This window comes from Enterobacter sp. 200527-13, assembly GCF_027924865.1.
GTDB classification, from domain to species: domain Bacteria; phylum Pseudomonadota; class Gammaproteobacteria; order Enterobacterales; family Enterobacteriaceae; genus Enterobacter; species Enterobacter ludwigii.
This window is the reverse complement of the sequence record NZ_BSCM01000001.1, coordinates 1,725,757-1,737,346: the sequence shown is the minus strand read 5'-3', so window position 1 is coordinate 1,737,346 and position 11,590 is coordinate 1,725,757. Positions and strand designations below refer to the sequence as shown.

19 protein-coding genes and 4 pseudogenes are annotated in these 11,590 nt (G+C 46.5%); 15 read left to right on the top strand and 8 right to left on the bottom strand.

What is annotated here, in order from left to right; all coding sequences use genetic code 11:
- The first annotated feature begins 302 nt into the window (after positions 1–302).
- The 3 genes from QMG44_RS08335 (at position 303) to QMG44_RS08325 (ending at position 1,062) form a co-directional block, all read left to right on the top strand.
- The gene (locus tag QMG44_RS08335) at positions 303–500 is read left to right on the top strand and encodes a hypothetical protein (protein WP_149376468.1); all 198 of its coding nucleotides are present in this window, start codon (positions 303–305) and stop codon (positions 498–500) included.
- A gap of 270 nt (positions 501–770) precedes the next feature.
- The gene (locus tag QMG44_RS08330; protein WP_256572724.1) at positions 771–896 is read left to right on the top strand and encodes a hypothetical protein; all 126 of its coding nucleotides are present in this window, start codon (positions 771–773) and stop codon (positions 894–896) included.
- Between the two features lie 28 nt (positions 897–924).
- On the top strand, positions 925–1,062 hold the full coding sequence (locus QMG44_RS08325) for a hypothetical protein (protein ID WP_164724261.1): 138 nt from the start codon (positions 925–927) through the stop codon (positions 1,060–1,062).
- A 131-nt stretch (positions 1,063–1,193) separates the two neighbouring features.
- Here QMG44_RS08325 and QMG44_RS08320 read toward each other — a convergent pair whose 3' ends face one another.
- Positions 1,194–1,442: a CsbD family protein gene (locus QMG44_RS08320; protein WP_232937617.1), complete on the bottom strand. Its 249-nt coding sequence runs from the start codon at positions 1,440–1,442 to the stop codon at positions 1,194–1,196.
- A gap of 272 nt (positions 1,443–1,714) precedes the next feature.
- On the opposite strand from QMG44_RS08320, the gene QMG44_RS08315 reads away from it, so the two are divergent.
- The 3 genes from QMG44_RS08315 (at position 1,715) to QMG44_RS08305 (ending at position 3,375) form a co-directional block, all read left to right on the top strand.
- Positions 1,715–1,888: a GnsA/GnsB family addiction module toxin gene (locus QMG44_RS08315; protein WP_044859277.1), complete on the top strand. Its 174-nt coding sequence runs from the start codon at positions 1,715–1,717 to the stop codon at positions 1,886–1,888.
- A 78-nt stretch (positions 1,889–1,966) separates the two neighbouring features.
- On the top strand, positions 1,967–2,914 hold the full coding sequence (locus tag QMG44_RS08310) for a terminase small subunit (protein WP_281853071.1): 948 nt from the start codon (positions 1,967–1,969) through the stop codon (positions 2,912–2,914).
- 29 nt (positions 2,915–2,943) lie between these two features.
- Entirely contained in the window at positions 2,944–3,375 is a 432-nt protein-coding gene (locus QMG44_RS08305; RefSeq protein ID WP_404997235.1) for a hypothetical protein, read from the top strand.
- Between the two features lie 31 nt (positions 3,376–3,406).
- On the opposite strand, the gene QMG44_RS08300 is transcribed toward QMG44_RS08305, so the two are convergent.
- Positions 3,407–3,676 (bottom strand): hypothetical protein, encoded by a 270-nt coding sequence (locus QMG44_RS08300; RefSeq protein WP_232937636.1) that lies wholly within the window; start codon positions 3,674–3,676, stop codon positions 3,407–3,409.
- A 125-nt stretch (positions 3,677–3,801) separates the two neighbouring features.
- On the opposite strand from QMG44_RS08300, the pseudogene QMG44_RS24260 reads away from it, so the two are divergent.
- Both QMG44_RS24260 and QMG44_RS24285 read left to right on the top strand, forming a co-directional pair.
- Positions 3,802–4,296: pseudogene (locus QMG44_RS24260) on the top strand (tail fiber protein); the annotation flags it as partial.
- A 33-nt stretch (positions 4,297–4,329) separates the two neighbouring features.
- Positions 4,330–4,935 carry a pyocin knob domain-containing S74 family peptidase gene (locus QMG44_RS24285; protein ID WP_404997238.1) on the top strand — a complete coding sequence of 202 codons (606 nt, stop codon included), beginning with the start codon at positions 4,330–4,332 and terminating at the stop codon, positions 4,933–4,935.
- On the opposite strand, the gene QMG44_RS08285 is transcribed toward QMG44_RS24285, so the two are convergent.
- Positions 4,932–5,747, bottom strand: coding sequence for a tail fiber domain-containing protein (locus tag QMG44_RS08285; RefSeq protein ID WP_232937641.1), 816 nt, complete (start codon positions 5,745–5,747; stop codon positions 4,932–4,934). The genes QMG44_RS24285 and QMG44_RS08285 overlap by 4 nt on opposite strands.
- A gap of 81 nt (positions 5,748–5,828) precedes the next feature.
- Here QMG44_RS08285 and QMG44_RS08280 point away from each other — a divergent pair, with 81 nt between their 5' ends.
- Entirely contained in the window at positions 5,829–6,404 is a 576-nt protein-coding gene (locus QMG44_RS08280; protein ID WP_044858903.1) for a recombinase family protein, read from the top strand.
- Here QMG44_RS08280 and QMG44_RS24280 read toward each other — a convergent pair.
- Entirely contained in the window at positions 6,401–6,508 is a 108-nt protein-coding gene (locus QMG44_RS24280) for a YnaM/YnfT family protein (protein WP_350223618.1), read from the bottom strand. The genes QMG44_RS08280 and QMG44_RS24280 overlap by 4 nt on opposite strands.
- Before the next feature lie 226 nt (positions 6,509–6,734).
- Here QMG44_RS24280 and QMG44_RS08275 point away from each other — a divergent pair, with 226 nt between their 5' ends.
- On the top strand, positions 6,735–7,160 hold the full coding sequence (locus tag QMG44_RS08275) for a hypothetical protein (RefSeq protein WP_232937643.1): 426 nt from the start codon (positions 6,735–6,737) through the stop codon (positions 7,158–7,160).
- Positions 7,161–7,246: 86 nt separating this feature from the next.
- On the opposite strand, the pseudogene QMG44_RS08270 reads toward QMG44_RS08275, so the two are convergent.
- Together QMG44_RS08270 and QMG44_RS08265 are read right to left on the bottom strand one after the other, a co-directional pair.
- Positions 7,247–7,427, bottom strand: a pseudogene (locus tag QMG44_RS08270) (DinI-like family protein).
- Between the two features lie 505 nt (positions 7,428–7,932).
- Positions 7,933–8,049 (bottom strand): annotated as a pseudogene (locus QMG44_RS08265) (site-specific integrase); the annotation flags it as partial.
- 90 nt (positions 8,050–8,139) lie between these two features.
- On the opposite strand from QMG44_RS08265, the gene QMG44_RS08260 reads away from it, so the two are divergent.
- From QMG44_RS08260 to QMG44_RS08240, 5 genes and pseudogenes are all read left to right on the top strand, one after another.
- Positions 8,140–8,484 (top strand): DUF1294 domain-containing protein, encoded by a 345-nt coding sequence (locus QMG44_RS08260; protein WP_020884005.1) that lies wholly within the window; start codon positions 8,140–8,142, stop codon positions 8,482–8,484.
- A gap of 144 nt (positions 8,485–8,628) precedes the next feature.
- Positions 8,629–9,078 carry a hypothetical protein gene (locus QMG44_RS08255; RefSeq protein WP_025204100.1) on the top strand — a complete coding sequence of 150 codons (450 nt, stop codon included), beginning with the start codon at positions 8,629–8,631 and terminating at the stop codon, positions 9,076–9,078.
- A 134-nt stretch (positions 9,079–9,212) separates the two neighbouring features.
- Positions 9,213–9,410, top strand: a pseudogene (locus QMG44_RS08250) (hypothetical protein).
- A 3-nt stretch (positions 9,411–9,413) separates the two neighbouring features.
- Positions 9,414–9,827, top strand: a complete 414-nt coding sequence (locus QMG44_RS08245) for a GFA family protein (protein WP_086532464.1) — start codon at positions 9,414–9,416, stop codon at positions 9,825–9,827.
- 69 nt (positions 9,828–9,896) lie between these two features.
- Entirely contained in the window at positions 9,897–9,974 is a 78-nt protein-coding gene (locus tag QMG44_RS08240; protein WP_223263916.1) for a hypothetical protein, read from the top strand.
- 58 nt (positions 9,975–10,032) lie between these two features.
- Here QMG44_RS08240 and QMG44_RS08235 read toward each other — a convergent pair whose 3' ends face one another.
- Together QMG44_RS08235 and ompC are read right to left on the bottom strand one after the other, a co-directional pair.
- Positions 10,033–10,239: a hypothetical protein gene (locus tag QMG44_RS08235; RefSeq protein WP_086532465.1), complete on the bottom strand. Its 207-nt coding sequence runs from the start codon at positions 10,237–10,239 to the stop codon at positions 10,033–10,035.
- Positions 10,240–10,382: 143 nt separating this feature from the next.
- Entirely contained in the window at positions 10,383–11,492 is a 1,110-nt protein-coding gene (ompC, locus tag QMG44_RS08230; protein ID WP_032678256.1) for a porin OmpC, read from the bottom strand.
- Positions 11,493–11,590 lie beyond the last annotated feature (98 nt).

Genomic DNA, 11,590 nt, shown 5'->3' with positions numbered 1-11,590 from the left:
AAGGAGGGCTAGGGGAGTCTCAGTTTCACATGCTCTTCTTATGGATGTTTCCCTGGAGTTGGCATTCTCCTCATCAGACTCATGAATAGCCTGGCCGCAACCAAGAGACCAACAAGCGCAAGCGGTTGTAATAGGAATAGCCTCAGGCTGTTGGTGAAAATTATTTTCTCGAATAGTAGATGACTATTGGTATATCCCCATAAAAAATAACCAAATATTTGACGCGGTTAATTGAGTTTTCGAACTGATGATTTACTGCGTTGAGCTATACTCTTGGTTGGGTAAAAGAATGGGAGCGTGTTATGAATATTCATCTACGTAGTACCAAAGCAGGTAAAGTCATGACTCAGGAGGAATGGCTACACTCGTTAAATGAATGGGAAGATGAAGGAGGCGCTCCTGGTCATGCTGATGAATTCATAGAAGTTTATAAGAATGATGAAGAAAATGAGGAAACTGTTCCACTTTCTGGTGGTAAAGCTCGGCATATGAAGTCTTAAGAAAAAACATAACTATGGTGGTTCTTTCTTAGGACCAATTGAATGCTGTTTAGTTTAGGAGATGCAAAATTTTAGGGTGCGGCCAATATTTTTCCTCCCTGAGTGGATGCTCTATTTGTAATTTATTTGTAAGTATATCATTTAATATGCCCGGTATTTAATGACATGGGGTCGGGATATTTTTAGTAACATCAAATGTGTGATTTATTTTCTATATTGCTACTATAATAAACATACAGCAATTTGCTGTCATTATCACTGGAGTTACCCATGAAAGCTAAACATATGAACATCTCTAATGAGCGGTCCCAGGACAGGAATAATGGGAAAGAAAAAGGGAAAGATCGAAACAATGATGAACAGGATAAAAAATCGGCCAAAAGAGATCAGAAATAAAAAGTACATGAATTATTAAGGAGTATATATGTCCGGACGTCCTGATTTTGATGATCCTGCCCCTGATTTAGAACCTTCCCCTCAAGAGGAACCGCTTGACCTTCCTGGAGAGGGACAACCATCAAGTCCACTTGAACCCGATGATAAAAGAGATTTACAGAATTAGCATACAATAATTAAACCGCCTAAGGGCGGTTTAATATGATGATTATTTATTGGTCATCTCAGCGCCTAGTTGAATGAATGAATAAATACGTATTTAAGAAGGGTTTTGACGTTTGGGCTGAATGCTTATTATTATCTACGCCCCAATAAAAAACCTAATGCAAAAGCTACACTGGTTAATATGGCAATGCATGTTCGAGGGTTTGATTTTATTTTTGATTTTATATCGTCAGAGTGGCCGCGTATGGCATCGTTGGTTTGTGCTGCGTATTTTTTTGCGGTTTCTATTACAGGATGTTCTGATGGATTAATTGCTCCCCCAAAACTGCCTTCCATATCACCAAGTTTCTCTTGGTTTTTATCTGCGGATTTAGTGAACATATATACTCCTGGGATTGTGTGGTGTATTAATCATAGCAGAAAATAAATATTTTACTGTAAAGGTGTGCAAGTAACACCTTTATAGACTTTACCATGTCTTAAATAGTGTTTTTTAGTTCCTTTTGTTATATGATATTTTAGTGGGTATATACATATAGGGGAGTGGTGCATATTTGCCATAATGTCATGAATCATCTATACATAAGTATCTGATTCGCTCATTAACGATTTGTGTTTGATTGAGTGTTAATGAGTTATTTATAGGAGGTAAAATGAATTCTGATAACATCAAGAATGAAATCGAAAAAGAGATTTCGTCTTTCATCTCAAAAAAAATGGTTGAGTTGAGAAAAAAAACAGGGAAGGAAGTCTCTGATGTTGAGTTTATTCCTATAGAAACTATGTCTGGCCTCCAGGGTTATAGTATCAAAATCAAGCTTATTTAAGGTTTGCAGTAAGTACTCGGCACCACAACAATCCTAAGTCACTGGCATTGGCTGGTGGCTTTTTTATTGGAGTAAACAATGGCAAAACCGGACTGGGGCGAGCTTCAGCAACGGTTCCTGTCCGACCATGCCGCAACCGGCGTATCACCAAAGGAATGGTGTAAAGCGCAGGGACTGAATTACGCTACTGCCCGCCGATACATCAAGAAACCCTTTGCGCAAATTGCGCAAAAATCTGCGCAGCAAAAATTGCGTGCTGCGCAGAAGGATAAAAGCGCCGATGAGCTGGTGGATGATGATGGGTTAACGACACAGCAAAGACGCTTTGTCGCAGAATACCTGAAGGATGGCAATGCCACACAGGCAGCTATCCGGGCTGGCTACAGCAAAAAATCAGCTGAACAAATCGGCTATCAACTCCTTCAGAAAACTTCAGTTGCGCAAGCCATTGCGCAGCAGCAGAAGGCATCTATTGCGCGCACGCTTGGCAGTGCCGATGAAGTCCTCGCGCAGATGTGGCAGCTCGCCACTTTCGATGCAAACCAGCTTTCACAGTATCGTCGCGGCGCGTGTCGTTACTGCTGGGGCTTCGGGCATCACTACCAGTGGCGTGATGCTGTCGAGTTTGAAGAGAAAAGACTCGAGGCTGTTGAGCGTGACAGACGTGAACCTGAAGATTCCGGTGGTTACGGTTACGACCACAACAGAGAGCCTCACCCTGAATGCCCACGTTGCAATGGCGATGGTATTGGTCAGCCTTACTTCCCAGACACACGCAAACTCCCGGCTGCTACTCGGCTACGCTTCTGTTCGTTATTCAGAACGGGCAAACCATCATCCGGGAAACGCTCATTGGTGACGGGACAATCGGCAACCTTAAACTCGGCAACTACATCCAGTCGACAACCTGGGATGGAACCGGAAACGTTGGCTGGCACATCAACAAATCCGGTTATGCCGTGTTCAATAATGTTACCGTGCGTGGAACGGTTTACGCCACGAACGGGGAGTTTACCGGGAAAGTGACGGCAACCAGTGGCTCATTCAGGGGGACAGTGGAGGCTGAGAATTTTGTCGGTGATGTGGTTAACGCAGGTGTCGGTCTGGATAAATCCAAATCCGGCTCAGGAGGTGTAACGACCAATCTGACTTATACGGATACAACCGGAACCAGCAAGCCCAAGACAGTAATTGTATCAGCGGTTGTGTTGATATATGGCGTATCTGGCGACGATGCCACTGCGCGGATATCAGTGACCATCGACGGAACCACAAAGGATTATCAGTGGGTAACCTGTTCAACCCGAAATACAACCAACGCTGTAGCGGTCCCGGTGATTTTTGCGAAAAGCGGAATTACGAAACAGGTAGTGACTGCATCAATAAGCGTAAATGATATGTCGGGAGGAACTAACGCATCGAAGAAAGAGATTCTTTCACCGGTTCTGCAGATAGCGCGTGGTTCAGGTTCATTTTCCGCGTCGTAAAAATAAAGCCCCTGATGGGGCTTTATTTATTTCACTTGAATGGTGCTTTAATTTTTTGGGTCGGGAGTTCTCTGTCTTTGTAAGAGACGCCACCAGTACATGGCTTAACGTGTGAGACATTATCGTAAGACGTGACAGTGGACGTATTCGCGTTAACACAGGCGTCAACCTGGCGTTTCTGTGCTGTTCCACCATCACCATATCCAGGATTGGATGTGTGTCCCGCTTCAGAAGCTACAGACAGTGATGACATTGACAATAACGTCACGCCAATAAGCATCGATAAATAGTTCTTTTTCATTTTTGCATTCCATTAATTAGTGGAATGCCCATATTCACAAATAAACATTAATTATTCAGATCGTTTGTGTGAATCAATATTTAGTTATTGATCGTTTATAGCGATCAATTAATTAAGAGGTACCTATGCTTTATAACACTGGCACTATCGCTATTAACGGAAATACCGCAACCGGCACTGGCACAAACTGGACGGCACCGGCCAGCCAGGTTCGCGCTGGCCAGACGATTATCGTCATGTCTAACCCGGTCCAGATGTTCCAGATATCATCCGTGAACAGCGCCACGTCAATGAAGGTTACGCCTGCTGCTTCCCCGGCGCTGAGCGGCCAGAAGTACGGCATTCTGGTATCTGACAATATTTCGATCGATGGCCTGGCACAGGCGATGTCACAGCTCATCAAAGAATATGACGAGAATATCGGTGCATGGGAGACGTTCGCCACAACCTCAGCCAATCAGAGCATCACCGTAACCATCAACGGCTCGCCAGTAACCATTCCTGGCATTGGTAAACTGGCGCAGAAAGGGAGTAACGGTGCGCTGGCTGTTGCTGACGGCGGTACCGGTGCAACGAAGGCAGAAGACGCTCGCACAAACCTCGGTTTGGGAAGTAGCGCGACAAAGGACGTCGGAACGGCTGCCGGGAACGTCATGCAGGTGGGCGCATTCGGGTTGCCAACTGGTGATGCCAGGGCCTTTAAAACAGATATGGCAGTTGCTCCTGACGGGACAAACTTCAATAGCTTAACTGAGCCCGGTACTTATCGTTTGTTGTTAGATATGGCGAAATCAACTTCAGGGCCTATCACCACCTGGTATGGGTATGTTCAAAATTATGTTCGTATTCCTGATGCAGCCTTTACGCAGTTCTGCTTGCCGTATGCCAACAAAACTGATGCGGGAAGGTTTTTTTTCAGGGGTTACAACACTGATACATGGAGCCCATGGAAGGAGATAATGACATCTGCAGTTTCTGACAGACTTATGAAAAATATTGGTGAGGACCTCGATCCAGAAGAGGCACTGGGCAACATTTCACGGATGGAGTTCAAACACTTCACCTTCAAAGATGATGAAACGCAAACCCCACGTCGCGGAGTGATATCACAGCAAATTGAGACAATCGATCCAGAATATGTCAAAGAAATTGGCGGCATATTACACCTTGACCAGACGCCCCTGTTGCTCGATGCGCTGGCCGCGATAAAAGCCCTGGCAATCCGCGTCAGGGCTTTAGAAGATAAGACAGAAAATTAAACGTTTTGGCGGTCCTGTAGCGCAGCAAGTTCGCTCTCAACACCTTTCAGCCGGTTGGTTAATTCCTTGATTGCCTCAACGTAGAGGGCGCTCATTGCGCTGTAGTCTACGGTTTTGAGGTCATTAATCTCTTTTCCTTCTGGAGTTGTGCCGGTGCCGTCAGAACTCACAGCAACCGGCAGAACCTGCTCCAGTTCCTGGGCGATGATGCCTGCGCTACGTACCGACTCTGATTCTGTGAGCTGAATGCCGAATGTATAACCCGTCAGGGAACAAATCTTCTCAAGTGCTTTACTGACGGGCTCTTTATCGAATTTCACTCGCTCATCAGAAGTCTGGTTCATCGTGACGCAGGTAAACTTACCATCAGCTCCAAAAATGAAGCTGTAGCCATTCGCGCCACCATTATCGTTGTTATCGGGCCTGAGTCGGATATAGCCATCCTTGCCAGCATAGATTACCCCGCGTGATGCATTCCCACCGGTACCGTAAAACCACACATGGACGTTACTCGCATCGTTGGGAGCCCATATGTTAGCCGTTGTTACGGCTTTGACCGTGCCCTCGGCACTGATGCTATTTTGACAGTAGATGGGGTTACGAAATTCAAAACTATCCCCGATAAATACGTATCTCCCGCCGTAAAATGTGAAGTCCCCTTTACCATTAGAGCCGCTTGAATTGCCTCCACACAAAATGCGCGCGTCATAGTCGTTAGTACCCAGAAAGTGGAAATCCACAAAGCTTGCAGAAGAGGGTTTTTTGGCTCCGATCTCGAGGCTTCCGAAGTTGGCTGTGGTGCTGTCTCCCAAACCGACGTTTTATAGATTGCCCTCTGGTGGCCTGGCCGATAACTTCACCTGATTTTTTTTAGAAATAACTGGGTGGAAAATATGCAAATTGGCTATGTAAGGGTGTCAACAAATGACCAAAATACGGATCTTCAGCGGCAAGCACTCGAACGCGCAGGATGTGAACAGATTTTCGAAGAAAAAATGAGCGGTACTGTGGCAAACCGACCAGCGCTTAAAAAGCTTCTGAGAACCCTGAACGAGGGCGATACGCTTGTGGTCTGGAAGCTGGATCGTCTTGGTCGTAGCATGCGTAATTTGGTGCTGCTGGTGGATGAACTCCGTCAGCGTGGCATTCACTTCAAGAGCCTCACGGACAGCATTGATACATCAAGCCCGATGGGCCGCTTCATCTTTCATATCATGTCAGCTCTGGCTGAAATGGAGAGGGAGTTGATAGTGGAGCGCACCCGGGCTGGGTTGGCCGCAGCCCGTGAGAAAGGGCGAATCGGTGGGAGGCGGCCAAAATTGACACCTGAGCAATGGGCTCAGGCTGGCAGGTTAATCGCAAACGGAGTGGATCGGAAGCAGGTGGCGATCATTTACGATGTGGCCGTTTGTACTCTATATAAAAAATTCCCAGTAAATAAAGACGTTACACGAACTTCAACACATTAAAATTCATCCGGGTTATTCGATGTGCTTATGCCAATTTTGATCAGGCTCAATACTATCAAGCCAAGAGCCACAACTACGGTACTTGCGATTATAAACGTTGCCATGTTGAACATTTTTTAAGAACTTTTTATTTAGACAATACGGAACTGCAAACGTTCAGAACAAAAAAATCTTAGTATGAGAGCAGGATGTTTGATGTTTCGGACAGCCATATGTAAAAATGAGCTACGATTGCTGGGCACTGTTCGGTAATTCGAATATTGAATGTTACAACCATGAAGATTCTGTTTGTACATAAGATTCATGTAACAAGAGGATCTACTGAAAGGAATGATGAGAGATGTGTGGGGGCTTACCGTAGTTGAATTTATTGCTATCAAGCGGAATCTTGAGAATATTTCTGATACATGGTCAGATCTCTGGGCAATGTTGTATCTGAGTCAGGCTAAGCCCGGACAGCTTCTTGGGGCAAAGTTCGATGATATGAGCCATGATATTATTGTTCTTTCAGCCACAAAAGGACTGAGGGAAAGATGCATTGCTCTTAAGCCAGGAGTGAAAAGAATTTTCCACTCCCGCAGGGAGAAGTATCCTGAAGATGTGTTTTTGTTTCAGAGCCATTCACATCGTACCAAGACAACTCCAAGCCCGGTAACGTTAGTTGCATTTAATGCGGCACTGAAAAGGGCATCTATTGGAGTGACCGCAAAAACAGTGAGTAGTAAAAGTGCTTATTATTTAACGCCACTAAGATGATGTGCCGTTCAATATCGGGAAAGTACGATGGGTAGTGGTGCATGTCTGCGTAGTTGAAGGTATGCACGAGGCGAACACGGGTTTTGCTAATCATTCACCAGCCACATATTTGCGTCTTCAAACATTTCCTCCAGCATGCGGTTCAGTTTTTCCTGAACACTTTATACTGGCGTCGCTATTTAACGCGTTAGCCTGCATCGGCTTTACTCTCACCTCGGCATCAGGGAAAATCTGATGCACTCGCTTCGTCAATTCGGCCAGGATAATCTCTCAGGCACCCGCCAAACCCTCAACGTTTCGGTTGTCACAAACCAGTTCTACAAACAAACCGATCCAATCAGATCGGTGGGGATTATGCTGGGGAACATGTAGCTTAAAGTGGCACGTCGCGAAACTGGAAGGAGCTACGCAAAAGAAGGGTGTTTGGGGGCAAATTTGGGGGCAGAAATGCTGAAAAGGGGCAAAAAAAGGGCACGAAAAATGTAGTTCTGGGTAGCTTCAGGGGGAAGTTATTATGCTATAACCACTTGAATAAATTGATAAAATAAATGATATCAATAAGTTGGCAAAATCAGCGTAGCTTATTCAGGTTGTATTGCTCTTTCTTATTAATATCTTGATTTTGTTGCATTTAATCTGTACTCAAATTTCAAATGGGGCACCAGTGGGGCAAACGGTTTAGAGGGGCAGCTTCTGTCAGCATTGCCCTCTCTTTGCTGTTCATCTCTTCACTCTATGAAGCTTAGATTCCAAACACCCTCTGCGCATTTTAGTGCCCCATCTGACTGGCAATAAAAGACGGGTCAGCGCCTGCGGTTAACCACCAGCATGCGAAAGTGTGCCGTGTATGGTACGGATTGTTGCGCCGAATGCCAGCACGTTTTACAGGATTTTGAATTGTGGACGGCAGCAACCTTGCTTTGTGATATCGCGTATAATGCGGCTTCGACATACTCTGAACATTCCAGTGGCTTGTGCTATGACCCTCAATCGCTTTTGTTATTTGCTTCTGTTGATCGCCGCAATCGGAAGTCTATTCACCTCGCATCCGTTTATCCTGTGGCTCCTGCTTATCAACGTACTGACGTTAGCGATGTATGGCGCCGACAAAATGGCGGCGCGAAGGGCCATGCGCAGAGTGCCGGAAGCCACACTGCTGGTATTTGGCCTTATCGGCGGATGGCCCGGGGCGATTATAGGTCAGCAACTGTTTCGCCATAAAACGCAAAAGCAGCCCTTCAAAACCTACTTCATTGTCAGTGTCATCGTCAGTATTTCAGCGATGGTGGCGGTGTACCAACTCTTTCCTGTTTTAACGTACTGAGCGTATACAAACGGAATGCAATAACGCGCTGACCACGGTAGATAACTAAAAACGACTGCCAATAGTAGTAGGAATATTCTTAAGGTGTTGCTGTTTTTTGCACGATCTGAATAATGTGTGCAACGACACGGATGACAACATCTCATGAAAATTCAAACTATTACACTGGCAATGCTGGTGGTCGTTTCTGCGCCTTCGAGGTCAGCTTTTCAGGAACGGGAATATAATACCTGGTATATAAAAAATGCTGTTCTTTACGATATGACCCAGACTTCAGACGGTTTCCCGGTCATGTTGAGCATCTCTCAGCCTGAGCGGAAATCAGCAAATTTGCTGGTCTCCTATATCACCGAAGGGCGCTGTGACGGGACCCGCCAAGAACTTAGCGTGAATGGCAAAGTGCTTCCGGCCACGTATTATTGTGTTCAGGTCGGGCAGAACCGGATAGAGCATTTTTCGGTGAAAGATGCGCAGAGCGTTAACGGCATGGTTAACCATCTGAAATCGGATTTTACCTTACTTCTTCAAAACGACATCAAGGTCTGGGCCGCGAACATTAATGCGCCCAAATACGGCCTCGCGCCGCGATTCTGACACGTACACCTCGACCTCATCGCCTGTTAGCGGAGGGGTTACGCCCTGTATCACAGAATAAATAGCATCCGTGACAACGCCACGTTTTACCACAATCCTGCTACGCTTTTTGTGTTGTACAAGGGAGCACAAACATGAAGAACAAAGATGAACAAACGGGATTAGTGGGACTGGCAATTGGTGCCGCCGTTATCGGTCTTGTTTCAGCACAGCAACCCATCCATCGCGACAGTATTGTGAGTGAACTGGTCAGACTCGGCAGATAGAAAGGCGATGGCGTTGAAGATGAGGTTTTCGTTAAGGCTGCCGAGCTCGTGAGAAAGGGGGTGTAACCGATGGCTGATATTCGTCATGCACAGTGCCATTGTGGCGCGGTGGCGTTTACCGTTGAACTTTCAGACGGATTAAATACCGCCCGGCGCTGCAGCTGCTCTTCTTGCCGGATGCGGGGCGCCGTGGTGGTCTCGGCACCGCTGTCGGGCCTTACCGTAACGAAAGGGGCGGATAAGCTCACGGAATATCGTTTTAACACAGGAACAGCCCGCCATTTCTTCTGCTCGGTCTGCGGGATTTATACCTTCCATCAGCGGCGTTCAAATCCCAACGAATACGGCGTGAATGTGGCCTGTTTTGAAAATGTGACCCCCTTTGATTTTGCCGAAGTGGCGGTGATGGACGGCGTTAATCATCCCGCGGATGGCGACAGCGGGGTTTTCGGCTACCTCTCTTTTCGTCAAAAAGAAGCATAACTGCCGCCTGGCCAGATTTTAACAATGCGGCCTATAGTGGGGAGTGGGTATCCGAAACAGGAGAGAAATATGCTGTATGTTGAGAAAGACGATCCGCGTGAGGCGCCTGAGTCAGGTGATAAAAAGCCTCAGCCGGTCAAAAAATAGTCCGTTTATACGTTTCCCGCCACCGGCCCTGCTGGTGGCGTATTGTTTGGGGAAAACCTTAATTGCCATCCAGATGGTTCAACAGCGCGCCGAGATGCCCAACGACACCACCAAAATCAAAAATTAACGCCATCCATATAATCGCCAGAAGGGTAAGTACGGCAACTGATACACGACCAAACAATGCAGTTATCCTTAATGAAGCAAAGTCTATAAGGTGAGTGTACACGGGTTTCTTTAAACTTACCCTTAACGACACCGTCATAAATTTTCCTTTTGAGATGATTCACACATTCACTGAGCCGACAGGCGCGAAGAGAGGGAAATACGATGGGAGAGAAGAGGAGGGCTGGCTTCAGGCGTCGCAACGAAAATAACGAGCCCGCATCACGATGCGGGCTCTTGGGATCAGAACTGGTAAACCAGACCTAATGCAACGACATCATCCGTGCTAATGCCGTTATTTTTGTAGAAACTGTCATCTTCATCCAACAGGTTGATTTTATAATCAACGTAGGTGGACATGTTTTTGTTAAAGTAGTAGGTTGCGCCTACGTCAGCATATTTAACCAGATCCTGATCGCCCTGACCGTTGGCCAGGTCTTTACCTTTAGACTGCAGATAAGAAATTGCCGGGCGCAGGCCGAAGTCGAACTGATATTGCGCGGTCACTTCCACGTTTTGCGTTTTATTGGCCACGGCATCCGTATTATCGCCATAAGGGGTCATATTGCGGGTTTCAGAATACATTGCCGCCAGATAAATATTGTTGGCGTCATATTTCAGGCCTGCAGTCCAGGCATCCGCTTTATCGCCACCGGCAGTGGTATTCATCACCTGTTCGTTGGTACGGTCAGAAGAGGTATAGGCAGCACCCGCGCTGATACCCATGCCAAAGTCATAGGTGGTGGAGATACCGAAGCCGTCACCGTTCTCATGGCGCGTGTCGCGACCATTGTTGGTGCCTTCCTGGTTGTTGCTGGCATCTTCGTTCTTACCCTGATACTGCAGGGCAAAATTCAGACCCTGTACCAGACCATAGAAGTCAGTGTTACGGTAGGTTGCGACCCCGTTGGCACGGCCAGTCATAAAGTTGTCTGCATTGGTGTAAGAGTCACCACCGAATTCAGGCAACATATCGGTCCAGCCTTCCACGTCGTACAGAACGCCGTAGTTACGACCGTAATCGAAGGAGCCATAGTCACCGACTTTAATACCGGCGAAGGCCAGACGCGTCCATGACTGGTTATCAGACCCTTCAGTGTTATTGGCCTGGATGTTGTATTCCCACTGAGCGTAACCGGTCATCATGTTGTTGATCTGGGTTTCACCCTTGAAGCCCAGACGCATGTAAGTTTGATCGCCATCTTTAGAGGCATCGTCGGAGAAGTAATGCAGACCATCTACTTTTCCGTACAGATCTAATTTGTTGCCATCTTTATTATAAATTTCTGCAGCATGCGCAGCGCCAGCCATTAACAGCGCTGGAATCATCAGGGCCAGTACTTTTCTTTGCATTTTGGAATTCCTTTGCAGTTGTTTTTATTTAATTACGTATTGAACTTTCCGCACGAGAAAGCTGTCTCATGCTAAATCACTCCTGACCAAGAATAATA

Bases quoted from the DNA above. Each gene is read 5' to 3' on its own strand.
- QMG44_RS08335 (WP_149376468.1), top strand. From the start codon at position 303: ATGAATATTCATCTACGTAGTACCAAAGCAGGTAAAGTCATGACTCAG.
- QMG44_RS08330 (WP_256572724.1), top strand. From the start codon at position 771: ATGAAAGCTAAACATATGAACATCTCTAATGAGCGGTCCCAGGACAGG.
- QMG44_RS08325 (WP_164724261.1), top strand. From the start codon at position 925: ATGTCCGGACGTCCTGATTTTGATGATCCTGCCCCTGATTTAGAACCT.
- QMG44_RS08320 (WP_232937617.1), bottom strand. From the start codon at position 1,442: ATGTTCACTAAATCCGCAGATAAAAACCAAGAGAAACTTGGTGATATG.
- QMG44_RS08315 (WP_044859277.1), top strand. From the start codon at position 1,715: ATGAATTCTGATAACATCAAGAATGAAATCGAAAAAGAGATTTCGTCT.
- QMG44_RS08310 (WP_281853071.1), top strand. From the start codon at position 1,967: ATGGCAAAACCGGACTGGGGCGAGCTTCAGCAACGGTTCCTGTCCGAC.
- QMG44_RS08300 (WP_232937636.1), bottom strand. From the start codon at position 3,676: ATGAAAAAGAACTATTTATCGATGCTTATTGGCGTGACGTTATTGTCA.
- QMG44_RS24285 (WP_404997238.1), top strand. From the start codon at position 4,330: ATGCAGGTGGGCGCATTCGGGTTGCCAACTGGTGATGCCAGGGCCTTT.
- QMG44_RS08280 (WP_044858903.1), top strand. From the start codon at position 5,829: ATGCAAATTGGCTATGTAAGGGTGTCAACAAATGACCAAAATACGGAT.
- QMG44_RS24280 (WP_350223618.1), bottom strand. From the start codon at position 6,508: ATGGCAACGTTTATAATCGCAAGTACCGTAGTTGTGGCTCTTGGCTTG.
- QMG44_RS08275 (WP_232937643.1), top strand. From the start codon at position 6,735: ATGATGAGAGATGTGTGGGGGCTTACCGTAGTTGAATTTATTGCTATC.
- QMG44_RS08260 (WP_020884005.1), top strand. From the start codon at position 8,140: ATGACCCTCAATCGCTTTTGTTATTTGCTTCTGTTGATCGCCGCAATC.
- QMG44_RS08255 (WP_025204100.1), top strand. From the start codon at position 8,629: ATGAAAATTCAAACTATTACACTGGCAATGCTGGTGGTCGTTTCTGCG.
- QMG44_RS08245 (WP_086532464.1), top strand. From the start codon at position 9,414: ATGGCTGATATTCGTCATGCACAGTGCCATTGTGGCGCGGTGGCGTTT.
- QMG44_RS08240 (WP_223263916.1), top strand. From the start codon at position 9,897: ATGCTGTATGTTGAGAAAGACGATCCGCGTGAGGCGCCTGAGTCAGGT.
- QMG44_RS08235 (WP_086532465.1), bottom strand. From the start codon at position 10,239: ATGACGGTGTCGTTAAGGGTAAGTTTAAAGAAACCCGTGTACACTCAC.
- ompC (WP_032678256.1), bottom strand. From the start codon at position 11,492: ATGCAAAGAAAAGTACTGGCCCTGATGATTCCAGCGCTGTTAATGGCT.